The sequence below is a fragment of the Anaeromyxobacter paludicola genome (genome assembly GCF_023169965.1).
In the GTDB taxonomy this organism is placed as follows: Bacteria; Myxococcota; Myxococcia; order Myxococcales; family Anaeromyxobacteraceae; genus Anaeromyxobacter_B; species Anaeromyxobacter_B paludicola.
Genome location: NZ_AP025592.1, coordinates 676,716 through 694,199, shown reverse-complemented (window position 1 = coordinate 694,199; position 17,484 = coordinate 676,716). Strand labels below are relative to the sequence as shown.

General features: G+C 75.8%; 17 protein-coding genes. 11 read left to right on the top strand and 6 right to left on the bottom strand.

The annotated features are described in order from the left end of the window. The first annotated feature begins 97 nt into the window (after nt 1–97). The 9 genes from AMPC_RS03055 to AMPC_RS03015 are packed head-to-tail and all read left to right on the top strand — an operon-like array spanning nt 98 to nt 10,041. Nucleotides 98–1,219, top strand: coding sequence for an NAD-dependent epimerase/dehydratase family protein (locus AMPC_RS03055; RefSeq protein WP_248344244.1), 1,122 nt, complete (start codon nt 98–100; stop codon nt 1,217–1,219). Continuing rightward, entirely contained in the window at nt 1,216–2,304 is a 1,089-nt protein-coding gene (locus tag AMPC_RS03050) for an NAD-dependent epimerase/dehydratase family protein (protein ID WP_248344242.1), read from the top strand. Before AMPC_RS03055 ends, AMPC_RS03050 begins: the two co-directional genes overlap by 4 nt. Before the next feature lie 34 nt (nt 2,305–2,338). Next, entirely contained in the window at nt 2,339–3,292 is a 954-nt protein-coding gene (locus AMPC_RS03045; protein ID WP_248344240.1) for an MDR/zinc-dependent alcohol dehydrogenase-like family protein, read from the top strand. Further along, entirely contained in the window at nt 3,289–4,299 is a 1,011-nt protein-coding gene (locus AMPC_RS03040; protein WP_248344238.1) for a Gfo/Idh/MocA family protein, read from the top strand. Before AMPC_RS03045 ends, AMPC_RS03040 begins: the two co-directional genes overlap by 4 nt. Beyond that, entirely contained in the window at nt 4,296–5,396 is a 1,101-nt protein-coding gene (locus AMPC_RS03035) for a glycosyltransferase family 4 protein (protein WP_248344236.1), read from the top strand. The genes AMPC_RS03040 and AMPC_RS03035 overlap by 4 nt, the downstream gene beginning before the upstream one ends. Beyond that, nucleotides 5,384–6,541 (top strand): CgeB family protein, encoded by a 1,158-nt coding sequence (locus AMPC_RS03030; RefSeq protein ID WP_248344234.1) that lies wholly within the window; start codon nt 5,384–5,386, stop codon nt 6,539–6,541. Before AMPC_RS03035 ends, AMPC_RS03030 begins: the two co-directional genes overlap by 13 nt. Then, nucleotides 6,541–8,349 (top strand): ABC transporter ATP-binding protein, encoded by a 1,809-nt coding sequence (locus AMPC_RS03025; protein WP_248344232.1) that lies wholly within the window; start codon nt 6,541–6,543, stop codon nt 8,347–8,349. The genes AMPC_RS03030 and AMPC_RS03025 overlap by 1 nt, the downstream gene beginning before the upstream one ends. A 50-nt stretch (nt 8,350–8,399) precedes the next feature. Then, nucleotides 8,400–9,146 carry a TIGR04290 family methyltransferase gene (locus AMPC_RS03020; RefSeq protein ID WP_248344231.1) on the top strand — a complete coding sequence of 249 codons (747 nt, stop codon included), beginning with the start codon at nt 8,400–8,402 and terminating at the stop codon, nt 9,144–9,146. Between the two features lie 10 nt (nt 9,147–9,156). Then, nucleotides 9,157–10,041: a glycoside hydrolase 5 family protein gene (locus tag AMPC_RS03015; RefSeq protein ID WP_248344230.1), complete on the top strand. Its 885-nt coding sequence runs from the start codon at nt 9,157–9,159 to the stop codon at nt 10,039–10,041. An 8-nt stretch (nt 10,042–10,049) separates the two neighbouring features. Here the strand turns inward: AMPC_RS03015 and AMPC_RS03010 are convergent, their stop codons facing one another. Both AMPC_RS03010 and AMPC_RS03005 read right to left on the bottom strand, forming a co-directional pair. Then, nucleotides 10,050–11,705, bottom strand: coding sequence for a hypothetical protein (locus tag AMPC_RS03010; RefSeq protein WP_248344229.1), 1,656 nt, complete (start codon nt 11,703–11,705; stop codon nt 10,050–10,052). Between the two features lie 15 nt (nt 11,706–11,720). Next, on the bottom strand, nt 11,721–12,290 hold the full coding sequence (locus AMPC_RS03005) for a protein-tyrosine phosphatase family protein (RefSeq protein ID WP_248344228.1): 570 nt from the start codon (nt 12,288–12,290) through the stop codon (nt 11,721–11,723). Between AMPC_RS03005 and AMPC_RS03000 the strand changes: the two genes are divergently transcribed. Next, on the top strand, nt 12,262–12,981 hold the full coding sequence (locus tag AMPC_RS03000) for a hypothetical protein (RefSeq protein WP_248344227.1): 720 nt from the start codon (nt 12,262–12,264) through the stop codon (nt 12,979–12,981). The two genes, AMPC_RS03005 and AMPC_RS03000, sit on opposite strands and share 29 nt — an antisense overlap. Nucleotides 12,982–13,194: 213 nt before the next feature. Here the strand turns inward: AMPC_RS03000 and AMPC_RS02995 are convergent, their stop codons facing one another. From AMPC_RS02995 to AMPC_RS02985, 3 genes are read right to left on the bottom strand one after another with little or no spacing between them, the layout of a single operon-like run. Then, nucleotides 13,195–14,133, bottom strand: a complete 939-nt coding sequence (locus tag AMPC_RS02995; RefSeq protein ID WP_248344226.1) for an NAD-dependent epimerase/dehydratase family protein — start codon at nt 14,131–14,133, stop codon at nt 13,195–13,197. Between the two features lie 17 nt (nt 14,134–14,150). Continuing rightward, the gene (locus tag AMPC_RS02990; RefSeq protein WP_248344225.1) at nt 14,151–15,092 is read right to left on the bottom strand and encodes a UDP-glucuronic acid decarboxylase family protein; all 942 of its coding nucleotides are present in this window, start codon (nt 15,090–15,092) and stop codon (nt 14,151–14,153) included. Between the two features lie 9 nt (nt 15,093–15,101). Continuing rightward, the gene (locus tag AMPC_RS02985; RefSeq protein WP_248344223.1) at nt 15,102–15,293 is read right to left on the bottom strand and encodes a ribbon-helix-helix domain-containing protein; all 192 of its coding nucleotides are present in this window, start codon (nt 15,291–15,293) and stop codon (nt 15,102–15,104) included. A gap of 233 nt (nt 15,294–15,526) precedes the next feature. Between AMPC_RS02985 and AMPC_RS02980 the strand changes: the two genes are divergently transcribed. Then, nucleotides 15,527–16,312 (top strand): tetratricopeptide repeat protein, encoded by a 786-nt coding sequence (locus AMPC_RS02980; protein ID WP_248344221.1) that lies wholly within the window; start codon nt 15,527–15,529, stop codon nt 16,310–16,312. A gap of 105 nt (nt 16,313–16,417) precedes the next feature. On the opposite strand, the gene AMPC_RS02975 is transcribed toward AMPC_RS02980, so the two are convergent. Continuing rightward, nucleotides 16,418–17,473: a 2-oxoacid:ferredoxin oxidoreductase subunit beta gene (locus AMPC_RS02975; protein ID WP_248344220.1), complete on the bottom strand. Its 1,056-nt coding sequence runs from the start codon at nt 17,471–17,473 to the stop codon at nt 16,418–16,420. Nucleotides 17,474–17,484: the final 11 nt, after the last annotated feature.

Sequence of the window (17,484 nt, the reverse complement as noted above, 5' to 3'; positions counted from 1 at the left end):
CCGTGCATCACCCCACCGGGAATGAACGTCGCCCCCGGGCTCCACCCCGCGTTGCAGTGCAAGGGGGCGATCCTCAGCTTCTTTTCCAGGGGGGCACATGGGAGGGCGCAGGGTACTCATCACCGGCGGTGCGGGCTTCATCGGATCCCACCTGGCCGATCACCTCCTCGCTCGCGGCTACGCGGTGCGGGCGCTCGACGCGCTCAGCCCGCAGGTGCACGGCGAGGACCCCGCCCGCCCGCCGTGGCTCGCCCCCGAGGTGGAGCTGCAGGTCGGCGACGTGCGCGATCCGGCCGCGGTGCGGCGGGCGCTGCAGGGCGTGGACGCGGTGGTGCACCTCGCCGCCGCCGTGGGCGTGGGCCAGAGCATGTACCAGGTGGCCCACTACACCTCGGTGAACGGCCTCGGGACGGCGGTCCTCCTCGAGGCGCTCATCGAGCGGCCGGTGGCGAAGCTCCTCGTCGCCTCGAGCATGAGCATCTACGGCGAGGGGCTCTACCGGGCGGCCGACGGGCAGGTGCGCCCCGGCGCCGAGCGGAGCCTCTCGCAGCTGCAGGCGCGCGACTGGGAGGTGCGGGGCCCGGACGGCGAGCCCCTCGCGCCCGTGCCGACGCCCGAGGGCAAGGCGCCCTCGCTCCCGAGCGTGTACGCGCTCTCGAAGTTCGACCAGGAGCGGCTCTGCCTGACCCTCGGCCGCGCCTACGGCATCCCGACCGTGGCGCTGCGCTTCTTCAACGTGTACGGCGCGCGGCAGGCGCTCTCGAACCCGTACACCGGCGTGCTCGCGATCTTCGCCGCGCGCCTCCTCAACCGGCGGCGGCCGCTCGTGAACGAGGACGGCCGCCAGCGGCGCGACTTCGTGGCGGTGGAGGACGTCGCCCGCGCCTGCCGCCTCGCCCTCGAGAGCCCGGCGGCCGACGGCCAGGCGGTGAACGTGGGGAGCGGGCGGAGCTACACCGTGCTCGATGTGGCCGCGCGCCTCGCCCGCGCGCTCGACCGGGAGGCGCTCGAGCCGGAGGTGGTCGGGAAGTACCGCATGGGCGACATCCGCCACTGCTTCGCCGACATCGGGCTGGCGCGCCGGCTGCTCGGGTACGCGCCGCGGGTGGACTTCGACGACGGGCTCGCGGCGCTCGCGGGCTGGCTCGAGGGGCAGGTGGCGCACGACCGGGTGCACGAGGCGCAGCGCGAGCTCGCGGCGCTGGGGCTCCAGGTATGAGGGCGCGCGGCGGCGGCAGGCCGGTCCTCGTCACCGGCGGCGCGGGGTTCATCGGCACCAACCTCGCGGAGCGGCTCCTCTCGGCGGGCGAGCGGGTGAGGATCCTCGACGACCTCTCGCGGCCCGGGGTGGAGGAGAACCTGCGCTGGCTGTCCCGCCGCCACCCCGACCGGCTCGAGGTGGAGGTGGCCGACGTGCGCAGCCGGCGGGCGGTGGCGCGCGCGGTCCGCGGCGCCGGGTCGGTCTTCCACTTCGCCGCCCAGGTGGCCGTCACGACGAGCCTCACCGCCCCGCTGCACGACTTCGCGGTGAACGCCCGGGGCACGCTCAACGTCCTCGAGGCGATCCGCGCCGAGCCCGACCCGCCGGCCATGATCTTCACGTCCACGAACAAGGTGTACGGGGCGCTCGAGGACCTCGCGGTCCGGGCTCGCGCCTCGCGCTACGAGCCGGCGCGCCCCGACCTCTACGGCCAGGGCGTCGGCGAGGGACGTCCGCTCGCCTTCCACAGCCCCTACGGCTGCTCCAAGGGCGCCGCCGACCAGTACGTGCTCGACTGGGCCCGCACCTTCCGGCTGCCCCTGGCGGTCTTCCGCATGAGCTGCATCTACGGGCCGCACCAGCACGGGAACGAGGACCAGGGCTGGGTGGCGCACATGCTGCGGGCGGCGCTGCGCGGGGAGCCCATCACCATCTACGGCGACGGCAAGCAGGTCCGCGACGTGCTCTTCGTGGAGGACCTCGTGGAGGCCTTCCTGGCGACCCGGGCCCGCATCGGCGCGCTGGCCGGGCGGGCCTTCAACGTCGGCGGCGGCCCGGCGAACACGGTGAGCCTGCTCGAGCTCATGGAGCTCATCGCGCGGCTCGAGGGAGAGCGCCCCGCGCTGCGCTTCGACGCCTGGCGGGCCGCCGACCAGCGCTGGTACGTCTCCGACACCTCCCGCCTCTCCGCCGCCACCGGGTGGCGACCCCGCGTGGGAGTGGCCGAGGGCGTGGCGCGCCTGCACGGTTGGCTCACCGCCTCCGGGCGCGCCGCCGCGCGGGCGCCCGCCGCCGGGCTCGAGGGGCTCGGCGCCCGGGTCTGAGGCGGCCGTCCGGGGACCCCGGCTCGGGAGGAACATGCGCGCCGCCGTGCTCACCGCCCCCGGGCGGTTCGACATCGCCGACCGGCCCCTGCCCGAGCCCGGCCCGGGGCAGGTGCGGATCCGGGTGGAGGGCTGCGGGCTCTGCGGCTCGAACCTCCCGGCCTGGGAGGGCCGGCCCTGGTTCACCTATCCGTTCGCGCCCGGCGCGCCCGGCCACGAGGCGTGGGGCGTGGTGGACGCGGCTGGCGCGGCGGTGTCCGGCGTGCGCGAGGGGGAGCGGGTCGCCTTCCTCTCCGGCCACGCGCTCGCCCAGTACGACGTCGCCGCGGCGGCGGAGGTGCTGCCGCTCCCGGCCGCGCTCGCCGCGGAGCCCGCGCCGGCCGAGCCGCTCGGGTGCGCCTTCAACGTCTTCCGCCGGAGCGGGATCGGGCCGGGGCAGACGGTCGCGGTGGTCGGGGTCGGGTTCCTCGGCGCGGTCGTGATCCGGCTGGCCCACCTCGCGGGCGCGCGCGTGATCGCGCTCGGCCGCCGACCCTTCGCGCTCGAGCTGGGGCGCCGCTTCGGCGCCGGCGCGGTCGTCCCGATGGACGACCACCGGCGGGTGATCGAGCGGGTGGAGGCGCTCACCGGCGGCCGGCTCTGCGACGTCGCGGTCGAGGCGGTCGGGGCGCAGTGGCCGCTCGACCTCGCCGCCGAGCTCACCCGGGAGCGGGGCCGGCTCGTCATCGCCGGGTACCACCAGGACGGGCCGCGGCAGGTGAACCTGCAGCTCTGGAACTGGCGCGGCCTCGACGTGGTGAACGCCCACGAGCGCGACCCGCGGGTCTACCTCGAGGGGATGCGCGCGGCGGTCGCGGCGGTCGCGGAGGGCCGGCTCGACCCCCGGCCGCTCTACACCCACCGGTTCGCGCTCGGCGACCTCGACGCCGCCTTCGAGGCGATGCGCACCCGCCCCGACGGCTTCCTCAAGGCCCTGGTGATCCCGTGACCGCCGGCGTCCTCTCGCCGCGCGCCCGCCCGCGGCTCGGGTTCCTGGGGGTGGGCTGGATCGGGCGCAACCGGCTGGAGGCGGTCGCCCGGAGCGGGCAGGCCGAGCTGGTCGCGGTCAGCGATCCGGCGGAGGTGGCAGCCCGCGCCGCGGCCGAGGCCGCCGGCGGCTGCGCCGTGCTCCCCGATCTCGACGCGCTCCTCGAGGCCGGGCTCGACGGCCTGGTGGTGGCCACCCCGAGCGCCGCCCACGCCGAGCAGGCGATCCGCGCGCTGCGGCGCGGCGTCGCCGTGTTCTGCCAGAAGCCGCTCGCCCGCGACGCGGCCGAGGCGGCCCGGGTGGTGGCCGCGGCGCGGGAGGCGGACCGGCTCCTCGGGGTGGACCTCTCCTACCGCTTCGTCCGCGGCGTCCCGGAGCTGCGGCGGCTGGTGCAGGCGGGCGAGCTCGGCCGGATCTACGCGGTGGAGCTCGCCTTCCACAACGCCTACGGCCCCGACAAGCCCTGGTTCTACGACGCCCGCCTGTCCGGCGGTGGCTGCGTGATGGACCTCGCCATCCACCTCGTGGACCTGGCGCTCTGGACGCTCGGCTTCCCGGCCGTCCGTCACGTGGAGAGCCGCCTCTTCGCCGGCGGCGCGCCGGCGCGGGGGCGCAGCGGCCCGGTCGAGGACTACGCCGCCGCCACGCTGACCCTCGACGGCGGCGCGGCCGTGCGGCTCGCCTGCTCCTGGAAGCTCCCCGCCGGCCAGGACTGCGTCATCGAGGCGGCGTTCTACGGCACCGGCGGCGGCGCCGCGCTCCGGAACGTGGGCGGCTCCTTCTTCGACTTCACCGTGGACCGCTTCCGCGGCACGGCGCGCGAGCGGCTCGCCGGCCCGCCCGACGCGTGGGGCGGCCGCGCCGCGGTGGGCTGGGCCGCGGCGCTCGCCGAGGGGGCCCGCTTCGACCCCGCGGTGGAGGGGGTGGTGGCGGTGCACGAGGCGCTCGACCGGATCTACGGGGCATGAGGGTCCTCCTGACCGCCGACACCGTGGGCGGGGTCTTCACCTACGCCGCGGAGCTCTCCCGGGCGCTCCTCGCTCGCGGCGTGGAGGTGGAGCTCGCCACCCTGGGCGCCCCGCTCTCGGTCTCGCAGCGGCGCGCCCTCGCGGGCCTGCGCGGGCTCGGGCTGCACGAGAGCGCCTTCCGGCTCGAGTGGATGGACGACCCCTGGGACGACGTGGCGCGGGCCGGCGAGTGGCTCCTCGCGCTCGAGGCGCGGCTCCGCCCCGACGTCGTCCACCTCGGCCAGTACGCGCCCGGCGCCCTCCCCTTCGCCGCGCCGAAGGTCGTGGTGGGCCACTCCTGCGTCCTCTCCTGGTTCGAGGCGGTGCGCGGCGCGCCCGCGCCGGCCGCCTTCGACCGCTACCGGGCCGAGGTCCGCCGGGGGCTCGGCGCGGCCGGCCGGGTGGTGGCGCCGAGCCGGGCCATGCTGCGCGCCCTCGTCCGCCACCACGGGCCCCTCCCGCCGGCGCGCGTCGTGCCGAACGGCCGGGACGCGGGCGGCTTCCGCCCCGCGGCGAAGCGCCCCTTCGTCCTCGCCGCCGGCCGGCTCTGGGACGAGGCCAAGAACCTCGCCGCGCTCGACGCGCTCGCGTCCCGCCTCCCCTGGCCGGTGTACCTCGCCGGCGACGTCGCCGAGCCGGGCTCGGAGCGCCGCCTCGAGTCGGGCGGGGGGGCGCTCCTCCTCGGCCGGCTGTCGAGCGACGAGCTCGCGACCTGGCTCGGGCGGGCGGCCGTGTACGCGCTGCCGGCGCGCTACGAGCCGTTCGGGCTCTCGATCCTGGAGGCGGCGCTCTCCGGGTGCGCCCTCGTGCTCGGCGACGTCGAGAGCCTGCGCGAGAACTGGGAGGACTCCGCCCTCTTCGCCCCGCCGGACGACCCGGAGGCGCTCGGCGCCGCGCTGCGGCGGCTCGCCGCCGACGACGACCTGCGGGCGCGGCTGGCGGGACGCGCGCGGGCGCGGGCCGCCCGCTTCACCCCCGAGGCGATGGCCGAGGGCTACCTCGCCGTCTACCGCGAGCTGCTCGAGCCGCGGGCCGCGGAGGCGCCGTGCGCGCCGTAGCCTTCTGCCACTCGCTGCTCTCCGACTGGAACCACGGCAACGCCCACTTCCTGCGCGGCGTGCTCTCGGAGCTGGTCCACCGCGGCTGGGAGGTCCGCAGCTACGAGCCGCGCGACGCTTGGAGCCTCGCGAATCTCCTCGCCGAGGCCGGCGAGGCGCCCCTCGCCCTCTTCCGGGCGGCCTACCCGGAGCTCGACGGCGTGGCGCGCCGCTACGACCTCGCGGCCCTCGACCTCGACGAGGCGCTCGACGGGGCGGACCTGGTGCTGGTGCACGAGTGGAACGAGCCGGAGCTGGTGCGGCGGGTGGGCGCCCACCGGCTGCGTGGCGGGCGCTACGCGCTCCTCTTCCACGACACCCACCACCGCGCGGTGAGCGACCCCGGCGCCATGTCGCGCTTCGACCTGTCGGGCTACGACGGCGTGCTCGCCTTCGGCGAGGTGATCCGCGAGCTGTACCTCGCGCGGGGGTGGGCGCGGCGCGCCTTCACCTGGCACGAGGCGGCCGACGTGCGCCGGTTCCGGCCGCTCGCCGCCGGCGCGCCGGCCGGCCACCTCGTCTTCGTGGGGAACTGGGGAGACGAGGAGCGGACTGCCGAGCTCTCGGAGTTCCTGCTCGAGCCGGCCCGGGCGCTCGGCCTGCGGGGCCGGGTGCACGGCGTCCGCTATCCGCCGCAGGGGCTGCGGGCCGTGGCGGAGGCGGGGCTCGCGTACCGCGGCTGGCTGCCGAACGTGCGGGCCCCCGCGGCCTTCGCCGCCCACCGGGTGACCGTCCACGTGCCGCGCCGGCCCTACGTCGAGGCGCTGCCGGGCATCCCCACCATCCGGCCCTTCGAGGCGCTCGCCTGCGGCATCCCGCTCGTCTCGGCGCCGTGGCGCGACGCCGAGGGGCTCTTCCGCGAGGGCGACTACCTCGTGGCCCGCGACGGGGGGGAGATGCGGGCCCGGCTCCGGGACGTGCTCTCGGACGAGGCGCTCGCCGCGTCGCTCGCCGCCCGGGGGCTCGCCACGGTGCGCGCGCGCCACACCTGCGCGCACCGCGTGGACGAGCTGCTCGCCATCCACGCCGCGCTGAGCGCTCCCGCGCCGCCCGCCGCGCCCCCGGCCAGGGAAGAGGCAGGCGACGGGGGGCGTTCCGCCGGGTGATGCCTGGCACCTCCTCCGATCCCGGCTACCGGCTCGTCCGCCGCGGCATGCGCTTCCTCTGGCCCTTCCGCGGCGCGGCCCTCGCCATCCTGGGGCTCGCCCTGCTCGGCGCGGCGCTCAACGCCGCCGAGCCGCTCGTGCTGAAGCGCATCTTCGACGCGCTCGGCGGCCCCGGCGCGGCGCGCGCCCTCGTCTCCGGCCTGGGCCTCCTCGGGATCCTGTCGCTCTCGCGGGAGGCGGCGCTGGCGCTCTCGAACTGGCTCAGCTGGCACACCCGGCTCAAGGTCCACTTCGCCATCACCGAGGCCACCGTGGACCGGCTCCACGGGCTGCCCATCTCCTTCCACCGGCAGGAGCCGGTCGGCGCGGTGATGCAGCGGCTCGAGCGCGGCATCCAGGGCTTCGTCGGCTCGCTCACCGAGCTCACCTTCAACACCCTGCCGTCGCTCGCCTACCTCGTCCTCTCCGCCGCGGTGCTGCTCCGGCTCGACTGGCGCGTCGGGCTGGTGGTGCTCGCCTTCGCGCCGATCCCCGGCATCATCGCCGCCCTGGCCGCCCCGGCCCAGACCCGCCGCGAGCGGGGGCTCCTCGAGCGCTGGGTGGGCATCTACTCCCGCCTCAACGAGGTGCTCGCCGGGATCGTGACGGTGAAGAGCTTCGCCATGGAGGAATCGGAGAAGAAGCGCTTCCTCTCGCAGGTCCGCTCCACGAACGAGGTGGTCTCGCGCGGCGTCGCCTTCGACGCCGGCGTGGGCGCGGCCCAGAGCCTCGCCACCGCGGCGGCCCGCGTGGCCGCCATCGCCGTCGGGGGCTGGCTGGTCGTCACCGGCCGGGCCACCCTCGGCACCGTGGTCGCGGTGCTCGGCTACCTGTCCGGCCTCTTCGGGCCGGTGCAGGGGCTCTCGGGGCTCTACAAGACGCTCCAGACCGCGCGCGTGTCGCTGGAGCAGGTCTTCGCCATCCTCGACGCCGAGGACCACGTCGAGGACGGGGCCGACGCCGCCGAGCCGGGGCCGCTCCGGGGCGAGGTGCGCTTCGAGGACGTCCACTTCGCCTTCCCCGGCGGGCACGAGCTGCTGCGCGGGATCGACCTGCACGTCCGCCCCGGCGAGGCGGTGGCGCTGGTGGGCCCGTCGGGCGCCGGCAAGACCACCCTCATCACGCTCCTGCAGCGCTTCTACGACCCCTCCGCCGGCCGCATCCTGGTGGACGGCCGCGACCTCAAGGGGCTGAAGCAGCGCTCGGTGCGCGGGCAGATCGGCGTGGTGCTGCAGGACTCGCTGCTCTTCAACGAGAGCGTCCGCGACAACATCGCCTACGGCCGTCCGCAGGCGACCGACGCCGAGATCGAGGCCGCGGCGCGCGCCGCCCACGCGCACGAGTTCGTCGAGAGGCTCCCGAACGGCTACCGGACCGTCGTCGGCGAGCGCGGCTCCCGGCTCTCGGCCGGGGAGCGGCAGCGGATCGCCATCGCGCGGGCCCTGCTCAAGGACCCGGCGATCCTGGTCCTGGACGAGCCGACGAGCGCGCTCGACGCCGAGTCCGAGGCGCTGGTCCAGGAGGCGCTCGATCGCGTCATGGCGGGGCGGACCACCTTCGCCATCGCCCACCGGCTCTCCACGGTGGTGAACGCCGACCGGATCCTGGTGCTCCGGAAGGGACGGATCGTCGAGCAGGGCTCGCACGCCGAGCTCATGTCCCACGGCGGGTACTACGCCTCGCTCGTCTCGCGCCAGACCCGCGGCCTGGTGCGCGCGCTGCCGCGGCCCGCCCCCGCGCAGGGCTCCCGGCGGGCCGCCGGTGAATAGATTGAAGCGGCAGGCCCGCGCCCTCCCGCGCGGGCGGGAGGGGCGCGCGGATGGAGCGGGGGCAGATCGAGGCGCGGGTGCGCGCGCTCGGCGAGTGGTTCCACAACCTCGACCTCGGCGGCGTGGCCACCGCGCCGGACCACTTCCTCGGGGACTACCCGCGGGCGGTCTGGGAGAGCATCCAGGGCTCCGTCCCGGCCGACCTGCGCGGCAAGACCGTGCTCGACGTCGGCTGCAACGCGGGCTTCTTCTCGCTCGAGATGAAGAAGCGGGGGGCGGCGCGGGTGGTCGGCGTGGACCACGACGAGCGCTACCTGGCGCAGGCCCGGCTCGCGGCCGAGGTCTCCGGCCTCGACGTCGAGTTCGAGAACCGATCGGTCTACGACCTGGCGCGGCTGGGCGGGCGCTTCGACGTGGTGCTCTTCATGGGCGTGCTCTACCACCTGCGCCACCCGCTGCTCGCGCTCGACCTGCTCCACGCGCACGCGGTGGGCGAGCTGCTCGTCTTCCAGAGCATGATCCGGGGCAGCCAGGGCCGGATCCCCGTCGCCGAGGACTACCGGTTCGAGGAGCGCGAGGTCTTCGACCACCCGGCCTGGCCGAAGCTCCACTTCATCGAGCGGGCCTACTGCGGGGACGGGACCAACTGGTGGATCCCGAACCGCGCCTGCGTCGAGGCCATGCTCCGCTCCGCCGGCTTCGACCCCCAGCCGATCGCCGGCACCGAGGTGTACGTCTGCGGACGCCTGCCGCGGGATCCCGCCGAGAGCGGCGCCGTCTACCCCGCCCGAGAGTGAGCGCGCGACCATGGTCGAAGCGGTGATGCTCTGGAACGAGCCGAACAACCTGTCGCACTGGGACCGCGACCTCGATCCCGACTGGGCGCGCTTCGCCCGGATGGCCCGGCTCGCCGGCGAGGCGGTCCGGGCGGAGGCGCCGGCGCTCACCCGCGTGCTCGGCGGCATCTCGCCCATCGACCCGGCGTTCTTCCAGCTCCTCGCCCGCCACGGCGCGCTCGGCGCGGTGGACGCGGTGGCGGTCCACGGCTTCCCGCTCGACTGGAACCACTGGCAGCTCGACGAGTGGCCGGCGCGGCTCGAGGAGGCCCGGCGGGCGGTGGCGTTGCCGGTCTGGATCTCCGAGGTCGGCGTCTCCACCTTCGGCGCCGAGGAGGTGCAGGAGTTCGGCCTCCGGCGCACCGCCGAGCTGCTCGCGGGGAAGGCGCCGCGCGTCCACTGGTACAGCCTCTTCGACCTGCCGCGCGCCTGGCCCGCCACCACCCGCCACCGGGAGGCGGAGGGCTCCTCGTACTACCGCCACTTCTACATGGGGCTCGTCCGCGAGGACGGGCGGCCGAAGCGCGCGCTCCGGCTCTTCCCGGAGTACGCCCCGGCGCTCGGCATCTGCCAGTGGTTCCACTTCGAGGACCCGCGGCTCGACGCCGGCGTGCGCTGGCTCCAGGAGCTCGGGGTGCGCAAGCTCCGGACCGGGCTCTCCTGGGCCGACAGCTTCCGCCCCGGCGCGGAGGCCTGGTTCGACCGGCAGATGAAGGCGCTCGAGCCGTTCGACGTCACGGTCACCTTCTGCTTCACGCCCGAGCACCTCGGGCTCCGGCCGCACCACACGAGCCCGCCGGTCGAGCCGGAGCGCTTCGCCGAGTTCTGCGCGCGGATGACGCGCCGGTACGCCTGAGGCCGCGCTCAGGGTCCCCCCACGGCGAGCCGGGCGCGGCCGAGCTGGAAGGCGCGGTAGGCGAGCCGGTAGAAGGCGAGGTGCGCCTCCGGCCGCGCGCCCGCGGCGCGGAGGCGGCCGAGCAGCTCGCCCAGCTCGCCTCTCGACAGCGCCAGCTCCGCCTCGGCGCCGGCCACGTCCCAGAGCAGGTCCTGGCAGCCGACGAGGTCGTGCGCGGCGCAGTGATCCACGGCGTCGGCCTTGAGCAGCCGGCCGTCGCCGGCGACGAGCCACTCCCAGGGTTGCAGCTTGCCGTCCACCTCGATCGGCCTCGCGCCCGCGGAGATGGCGTCGAGCGGCGCGGCGGCAGCCTCGAGCGCGCGGAGCGCCGCCGCCTCGCCCCCCTCGGCGAGGTTGGTCCGCGCCATCTCGAGGAGCTCGCCCGGCGCGGCCCCCTCCCCCGCCCCGGCCGGCAGCGCCGCGGCGCGGAAGGCGAGGTACTCGGCCACCCGGGCGAGGAGCGCGGCGCGCGGGACCGCCGCCTGGGGGAGCGGCCGCGCCTCCACCCAGCGCTGCACCAGGAACCCGCGCGCGAGCCCGGCCACCTCGGCGGCGAACCCGGCGCGGGCGAGCGCCCGGGCCCGTCGCAGCGCCGCCGCGCCCGAGCGGCCCAGGCCGGCGAAGCGCAACAGCCACGGCCCCGCGCGCGTCCGGACGAGGAGCTTGCGCCGCTCGCGCGGCGGGTCGGCCGGCGGCCACGGCGGCGCCCCGCACACCAGCGCGCGCCAGGCGCCGCCCGACAGGTCCCGCGGCGGCTCGAGCGCCAGGCCGATGAGCGGGGCCGCCCAGGCCGCGATCCCGCCGGCCTCGCGGTGGAGCGCCTCGAAGGAGACCGCGCGCCTCGGCCAGCGACGGTACGCGGCGGCGGCCTCGGGGTTGACGCCGCCCGGCTCGCCGTCGTGCCCGGGGAGGAGGTGGATCCGCTCCGGCGCGACGCCCCGCGCCTCCAGCCAGCGGCCGACCGCGGCGAAGGAGCTGCCCGAGAGCCCCGGCCCCTCGTCCACGACGGCGTAGCGCGCCTCGGGATCGCCGACGAGCTCGCGCTCCAGGGCGGCCGACACCGCCAGCCGGCGCGCGAAGGGATGCCCGACCGGCCGCAGCGTCACCGGCGCGCGCGTGGCCCCCGCCGCGGCGGCGACGAGCGCGGCGAGCCCGGTGCCGACGCTCCGCAGCCCGATGACGCGCAGCCGCGCGCCCGCCGGGGCGAGCGCCTCCGCCGCCTCGCCGTACGCCTCGGGGTAGAGCGCGTAGAAGGCGTAGCCCTCCGGCGCCTTCACCTCGACGGTCGCGGGCAGCCCGGCGCGCGCCACGGCCAGCGCGAGCGCTCCGGGCGGCCACTCCACCCGGGAGAAGCCGGAGCGCCAGGAGCTCCAGAGCGCCCGCGCCACGCCGCCGGCGAGCGCCATCGCCGCGTCTCCCTCCGGCGAGCGCCCGTCCGCGCCCTCCGCCGCGAAGCGCGCGTCGAGCACCCCCTGCGCGAGCTCGCCCGCCTCCACCAGCGCGTCGAGCAGGAGGTCGTGCCGCGCGCGCCCGCCGGCCGCGCGGGCGTCGCCGAGGAGCGCGCCCAGCCGGGCGAGCTTCTCGCGCGGCGCCTCGCGCCGCAGCCGATCGCCGTAGACCCGCATCGCCTCGTGCGGGCGTCAGCCGGAGCGGAGCGTGCCCGTCCCCACCTCGCCGCGGCGCAGGTGGCTGTAGGCGATCCCGGCGAGCTCCTCGAAGCTCGGGATGGGCCAGGCCGCCCCCGCCCGATGCTGCTCGCGCCGGCACCAGACCTGGAAGGCCTGGAGCTGCTCCGGGCTGGGCGAGACCTGCCAGCGGGCCGACTTGGCGCGCGCCAGCGCCTCCAGCGGCGCGTCCCCCTCCGCGACGAGCACGCAGAGCGCCAGGAGCGCGCTCCGGCCCACGCCGTACTCGCAGTGGATGAAGACCCGCTCCCCCCGCCCGAGCCGCTCGCGCACCCAGCCCACGCCGTCGTCGATCACGTCGAGCGAGATGGCGCAGCGGTCCTCGGTGGGGAGGTGGAGCAGGGTCACCCCGCAGCGGCGCAGCACCGCCTCGTCGTCGCGCGCCTCCACCCGCACGTCCACCACGTGCCGGATCCCGTGCTCCCGAGCGAGCCGCTCCGCGTCCCGCTCGGGGTAGCTGCCGCCCACCGCGAGCCGGTCGGTCACGAAGTCCAGGTTGAGCCGCTCCTCGCCCGAGCCCGCCACCTACCGCCGCCTCCCGCCGCGGCCGGTGGTGCGCGACCCGGAGCGCGAGCCGGACCTCGAGCGGCCCTGGCCCTGGCCCTGGCCGCCCTTCCGGGAGGTGCCGCGCCCGGCCGGCGCGCCCCCAGCCTTGGAGCCGCCGCCGCGCCGCGCGGTCCGTGCCGCCTCGGAGCGGGGCGCGCTGCGCGTGCCGCCGCGCGAGCGGGTGGAGTTCGCCCGGGCGCCGGAGCGCGACCCCGAGGAGCGCGAGGCGCCGCCGGAGCGGGACCCCGCGCTCGACCCCGTGGACCGAGACCGGGCGCTGCTCCGGGATCCCGCGCTGGAGCCGGCGGACCGCGATCGGCCGCCGGCGCGGGACCCGGACGTCGCGCCCGACCGCGACCGGCCGCCGGACCGGGACCCCGCGCCCGCCGAGCGGGACCGCGCGGCCGCGCCGGCGCCGCGTCCGCCGCCCGCGCCGCGCGACCTCGCCGCGCCCGACCCGCCCTGCCGCTCCCGGCCGGTGCCCCGGCGGGCGCTGCCGCGGCCGCCGCGCGCGCGCAACTCCGCCGTCTCGCGTGCCACGAGCTTGTTGAAGTTGCTGCGCTGCCCGCCCGCCGTCCGCTCCTGGAGCACGAGGGCGAGCCCGCTCTCGTCGAACTTCTGGAACCACTCGTCCCAGGAGATCTCGCGCAGTGAGCCCTCGCCGGAGTAGCCGGGGAAGTCGATCCGGATCATCCCGGTGCCGCCGCCGCGCTCGGTGCCCATCACCTCCGAGGGCTTCCCGCCGCGCTCCTCCGCCCAGCGCCGGATCTCGTCGTGATCGGTGGTGGTCCTGCCGGTTCGTGACGCCATGACGCCTCCTTGCGGCAACAAGGTGGGCACGGAGGCCGGGGCGAGCAGCCCCACGCCCGTCGAACCGCGGGCGTCAGGGCGCCGCGCGACGCTGGCGGAACCACTCCAGGGTGCGGCGCAGCCCCTCCTCGAGGGGCACCTCCGGCTGCCAGCCGAGCGCGCCCCGGGCCGCGGACGGATCGATGCAGGAGCGCCGCTGCTCGCCGGCGCGGCCCGGCGCGTACCTCGGCGGCGCGGCGCTGCCGGCGGCCGTCGCGAGGACGGCGTAGAGCCGGTTGACGTCGGTCTCGATCCCGGTGCCGACGTTGAGCGGACCGTCGTGGCCCCGCTCCGCCGCGAGCAGGTTGGCGCGCGCCACGTCCTCGACGAACACGTAGTCGCGCGTCTGGGTCCCGTCGCCGTAGATGGTGCAGGGCTGGCCCTCGAGCAGCCGGCCGGCGAAGATGGCGACCACCCCGGCCTCGCCGTGAGGATCCTGGCGCGGGCCGTAGACGTTGGCGAAGCGGAGCGCGGTCGAGGTGATGCCGTGGCTCGCCCGGTAGACGCCCAGGTAGATCTCGCTCGCGGTCTTGGCGGCGCCGTAGTGCGAGACCGGGTGCGGCGGCTCGTCCTCGCGCGTGGGGACGTGATCGGTCTCCCCGTACATCGCCCCGCCGCTCGAGGCGAAGAGCGCGTGCCTCACCGAGCCCGCCGCCACCGCCGCCTGCATCACGTTGAGCAGGCCGCCCAGGTTCACGTCGGCGTCGTGGCGCGGGTCGGCCATCGACTTGCGCACGTCGATCTGCGCCGCGAGGTGCGCCACCACGTCGGGCCGCTCCTTGCGGATGGCCTCGGCCGCCGCCGCGCTGCGCACGTCGCAGGGGTAGAGCCGGGCTGCCGCCGGCACGTTCTCCCGCTTGCCGGAGCTGAGGTCGTCGATGACGGCGACGTCCCAGCCGGCCCCGACGAAGCGATCCGCCACGTTCGATCCGATGAACCCGGCGCCGCCGGTGATGAGGATCTTCCTGCCCATGGCCCCCTCGTGGACGGCTACACGTGCTCCCGGAACCACTGGATGGTCCGCCGCATGCCGTCGTCGAACGGCACCGCCGGCTCCCACCCCAGCAGCTCGCGGGCCCGCGTGATGTCGGGCCGGCGGATGCGCGGGTCGTCGGTGGGGAGCGGGCGCTGCACGAGCTCGCACCGCGAGCCGACCAGCCGCTGCACCGACTCGGCGAAGGCGAGCACGGTCATCTCGTGCGGGTTCCCCACGTTCACGGGCTCGTGGTAGCCGGCGTGGAGCAGCCGCCAGATCGCCTCGACGGTGTCCGAGACGTAGCAGAAGCTCCGCGTCTGCTTGCCGTCGCCGAAGATGGTGATGGGCTCGCCCCGCAGCGCCTGCGCCACGAAGGCGGGGACCACCCGGCCGTCGTCGAGCCGCATGCGCGGCCCGTAGGTGTTGAAGATGCGCGCGATGCGGGTGTCCACCTTCTCGTACCGGTGGTAGGCCATGGTGATGGCCTCCGCGTAGCGCTTCGCCTCGTCGTAGACGGCGCGCGGGCCGATGGGGTTCACGTTGCCCCAGTAGGTCTCGCGCTGCGGGTGCTCGGCCGGATCGCCGTACACCTCCGAGGTGGAGGAGAGCAGGAAGCGGGCGCCGGCGCGCTGGGCCAGCTTGAGCGCGTTCTCGACGCCGATGGAGCCGACGTGCAGCGTCTCCATCGGGTGCTGCAGGTAGTCCACCGGTGAGGCCGGCGAGGCGAAGTCGAGGATGGCGTCGATCCGCCCCGGCACGTGGAGCGGCTCGCAGATGTCGGCCCGGAGGAACTGGAACGCGGGCTCGCCGCGCAGGTGCTCGAGGTTCCGCAGCGTGCCGGTGATGAGGCTGTCCACCCCCACCACCTCCCAGCCGCGCGCCAGGAAGAGGTCGGTGAGGTGGCTTCCGATGAAGCCGGCGGCGCCGAGGATCACGGCGCGGTTTCTGTCGGCCATGGCGGAGGGTTACTTCTTCGAGCCCACATCATCAAGGGTAAGCTGACCCGGCAGCGCTGCACGGTACTGATCGAGCACCAGGTCGATGCCTTGCCGGATGTACTCCGCCACCGGGACCTTGGTCCGCTCGTTGAGCAGCTTGAGCCGCTCCGCCTGTTCGGGCGTGATGTAGATGGTGGTGGAGATCTTCTTGCGCGCCATCGGCGAAAACCAAGCTATGTGACCATGGATGTAGTGTCAAACCCGAAGGCAAGCGGGATCGTTGAGGAATCGTTCCGGACCCGCGGTTCGCCCCTTCGGGGTCTACTCCCCTCCTGAGCGCGCCGGGAGGCGCGAAGTCCGCGGCGCGGCTCGTCGGTCCGCGGGGCGGCCCGGCGCGGCCCGCGCCCCTCGCGCCGTTCGCGGACCGCCGGGAGCGGGACCGTGGCACGCGCATGGCAAAGCGCCGGGTGATGCGTCCGCTCCGCCGCTCCGCCTCGCTCGCCCTCCCCGTCCTCCTCCTCGCCTGCGCGCCGCGTCCGGTGCACGAGCGCGCGCTCGAGGAGGTCCGCAAGGGCTACGACTACCTGCAGCGCGGCGAGCTCGAGCGGGCGGAGGTGGCCTTCCAGCACGCGCTCGAGTTCAACGACGAGCTCCCCGAGGCGCTCAACGGCGCCGGCGTGGTGGAGCAGCGCCGGGGGCGGCCGGGGCCCGCCCGGCGCTGGTTCGAGGCCGCGGTGAAGGCGGACCGCGACTTCGCCGAGGGGCACAACAACCTGGGGGTGGTGCTGCTCGAGGAGGGCGACCGCGAGGCGGCGCGGGAGCGCTTCCGGCAGGCGCTCCAGGTGGACCCGGACTTCGCCGACGCGCGGCTCAACCTCGCCCGGGCGCTCGTGGAGGAGGGGCGCGCCGAGCCCTCGCGCCGCGCCGAGTCCTTCGCGGAGGCCCGCCGCGCCTACCTGCACCTGCTCGAGGGCCACCCGGAGCTCTACGAGGCCCACCACGACCTCGCGTTCCTCTCCTGGCACGCGGGCGATCCGGCCGGGGCCGCCGAGAGCTACCGGCGCGCGGTGGAGCTGCGGCCCGGCTCCGCCGAGGCCCTGCACGGCCTCTGCATCTCGCTCGTGCGGCTCTCGCGGTGCGCCGAGGCGGCCCGCGCCTGCCGCCGCTGCCTCGAGCTCGCGGCCGGGAGCCCGCGGTGCGAGCAGAGCCTGCGCGCCGCCCTCGCCTGCGGGGGCTGACCGCGGCGGCGGGCGCGGGGGCACCCCGAAACGAAGCGGCGCCGCGACCCCGGAGGATCGCGGCGCCGGTCTCTCGTCGCGCGGGCGGTCAGCGCCCGGCGCGGCTCACTTCACGGTCCAGGTCTCGCCGCTCGCCAGCAGCTTCTCGAGCGTCGGCTCGCCCTTCTTCTCCTTCACCTCGGCGATCTGCTGCCAGGTGAGCTCGTCGCAGGTCGGCTGCCGCACGTCGCGGAAGACGCCGATCGGCGTGGGGAAGCCGGGCTTGCCGGTGAGGTTCGCGAGCATGAAGGCGATGGTCGGATCCTCGTGCGTCGCGTCGTGGACCAGGATGTCCTTCTCGGTGATCCCGTTCTCGCCGACGGTCACCACCTCGAGGTGCACCGTCTGCGGGTTGAACCGGATGCCCTTCTTGCCGTCCTTGCCGAAGAGGAGGGGCTTGCCCTGCTCCATCCGCAGGATCGAGTCGGCGCGGACGGCCTTCTCGGTCATGTAGGTGTAGGCGCCGTCGTTGAACACCGGGCAGTTCTGGTAGACCTCGACGTAGGTGCTGCCCTTGTGCTCGGCCGCCGCCTTGAGCACGCCACCCATGTGCGCGCCCTCCACGTCCACGGTGCGGGCGACGAAGGTGGCGCCGGCGCCGAGCGCCAGGGCGGGCGGGTTGAACGGGTAGTCGGGCGAGCCGTACGGGGTGGTCTTGGTCTTCTTGCCGAGCTCGGAGGTCGGCGAGACCTGCCCCTTGGTGAGGCCGTAGATGCGGTTGTTGAACATCACCAGCTTGATGTCCATGTTGCGCCGCATCGCGTGGATGAAGTGGTTGCCGCCGATGGCGAGCGCGTCGCCGTCACCGGTGATCACCCACACCATCAGGTCCGGCCGCGACACCTTGAGGCCCGAGGCGAAGCTCGGGGCCCGGCCGTGGAGCGTGTGCATCCCGTAGTTGTTCATGTAGTACGGGAAGCGGCTCGAGCAGCCGATGCCGGAGATGAAGACGATCTTCTCGCGAGGGACGCCCACCGTCGGCAGCAGCTTCTGGACCTGGTTGATGATCGAGAAGTCGCCGCAGCCCGGGCACCAGCGCGGATCGACGCCGGACTCGAAGTCCTTCTTGGTGTAGAGGGGCAGCGCGGGGGCGCCGTTCTGGCCGTTGGTCGTGGTTTCCATGGTCGGTCCTC

Bases quoted from the DNA above. Each gene is read 5' to 3' on its own strand.
- AMPC_RS03015 (WP_248344230.1), top strand. From the start codon at position 9,157: ATGGTCGAAGCGGTGATGCTCTGGAACGAGCCGAACAACCTGTCGCAC.
- AMPC_RS03045 (WP_248344240.1), top strand. From the start codon at position 2,339: ATGCGCGCCGCCGTGCTCACCGCCCCCGGGCGGTTCGACATCGCCGAC.
- AMPC_RS03010 (WP_248344229.1), bottom strand. From the start codon at position 11,705: ATGCGGGTCTACGGCGATCGGCTGCGGCGCGAGGCGCCGCGCGAGAAG.
- AMPC_RS03025 (WP_248344232.1), top strand. From the start codon at position 6,541: ATGCCTGGCACCTCCTCCGATCCCGGCTACCGGCTCGTCCGCCGCGGC.
- AMPC_RS03020 (WP_248344231.1), top strand. From the start codon at position 8,400: ATGGAGCGGGGGCAGATCGAGGCGCGGGTGCGCGCGCTCGGCGAGTGG.
- AMPC_RS02975 (WP_248344220.1), bottom strand. From the start codon at position 17,473: ATGGAAACCACGACCAACGGCCAGAACGGCGCCCCCGCGCTGCCCCTC.
- AMPC_RS03055 (WP_248344244.1), top strand. From the start codon at position 98: ATGGGAGGGCGCAGGGTACTCATCACCGGCGGTGCGGGCTTCATCGGA.
- AMPC_RS02995 (WP_248344226.1), bottom strand. From the start codon at position 14,133: ATGGGCAGGAAGATCCTCATCACCGGCGGCGCCGGGTTCATCGGATCG.
- AMPC_RS03035 (WP_248344236.1), top strand. From the start codon at position 4,296: ATGAGGGTCCTCCTGACCGCCGACACCGTGGGCGGGGTCTTCACCTAC.
- AMPC_RS03050 (WP_248344242.1), top strand. From the start codon at position 1,216: ATGAGGGCGCGCGGCGGCGGCAGGCCGGTCCTCGTCACCGGCGGCGCG.
- AMPC_RS02980 (WP_248344221.1), top strand. From the start codon at position 15,527: ATGGCAAAGCGCCGGGTGATGCGTCCGCTCCGCCGCTCCGCCTCGCTC.
- AMPC_RS02985 (WP_248344223.1), bottom strand. From the start codon at position 15,293: ATGGCGCGCAAGAAGATCTCCACCACCATCTACATCACGCCCGAACAG.
- AMPC_RS02990 (WP_248344225.1), bottom strand. From the start codon at position 15,092: ATGGCCGACAGAAACCGCGCCGTGATCCTCGGCGCCGCCGGCTTCATC.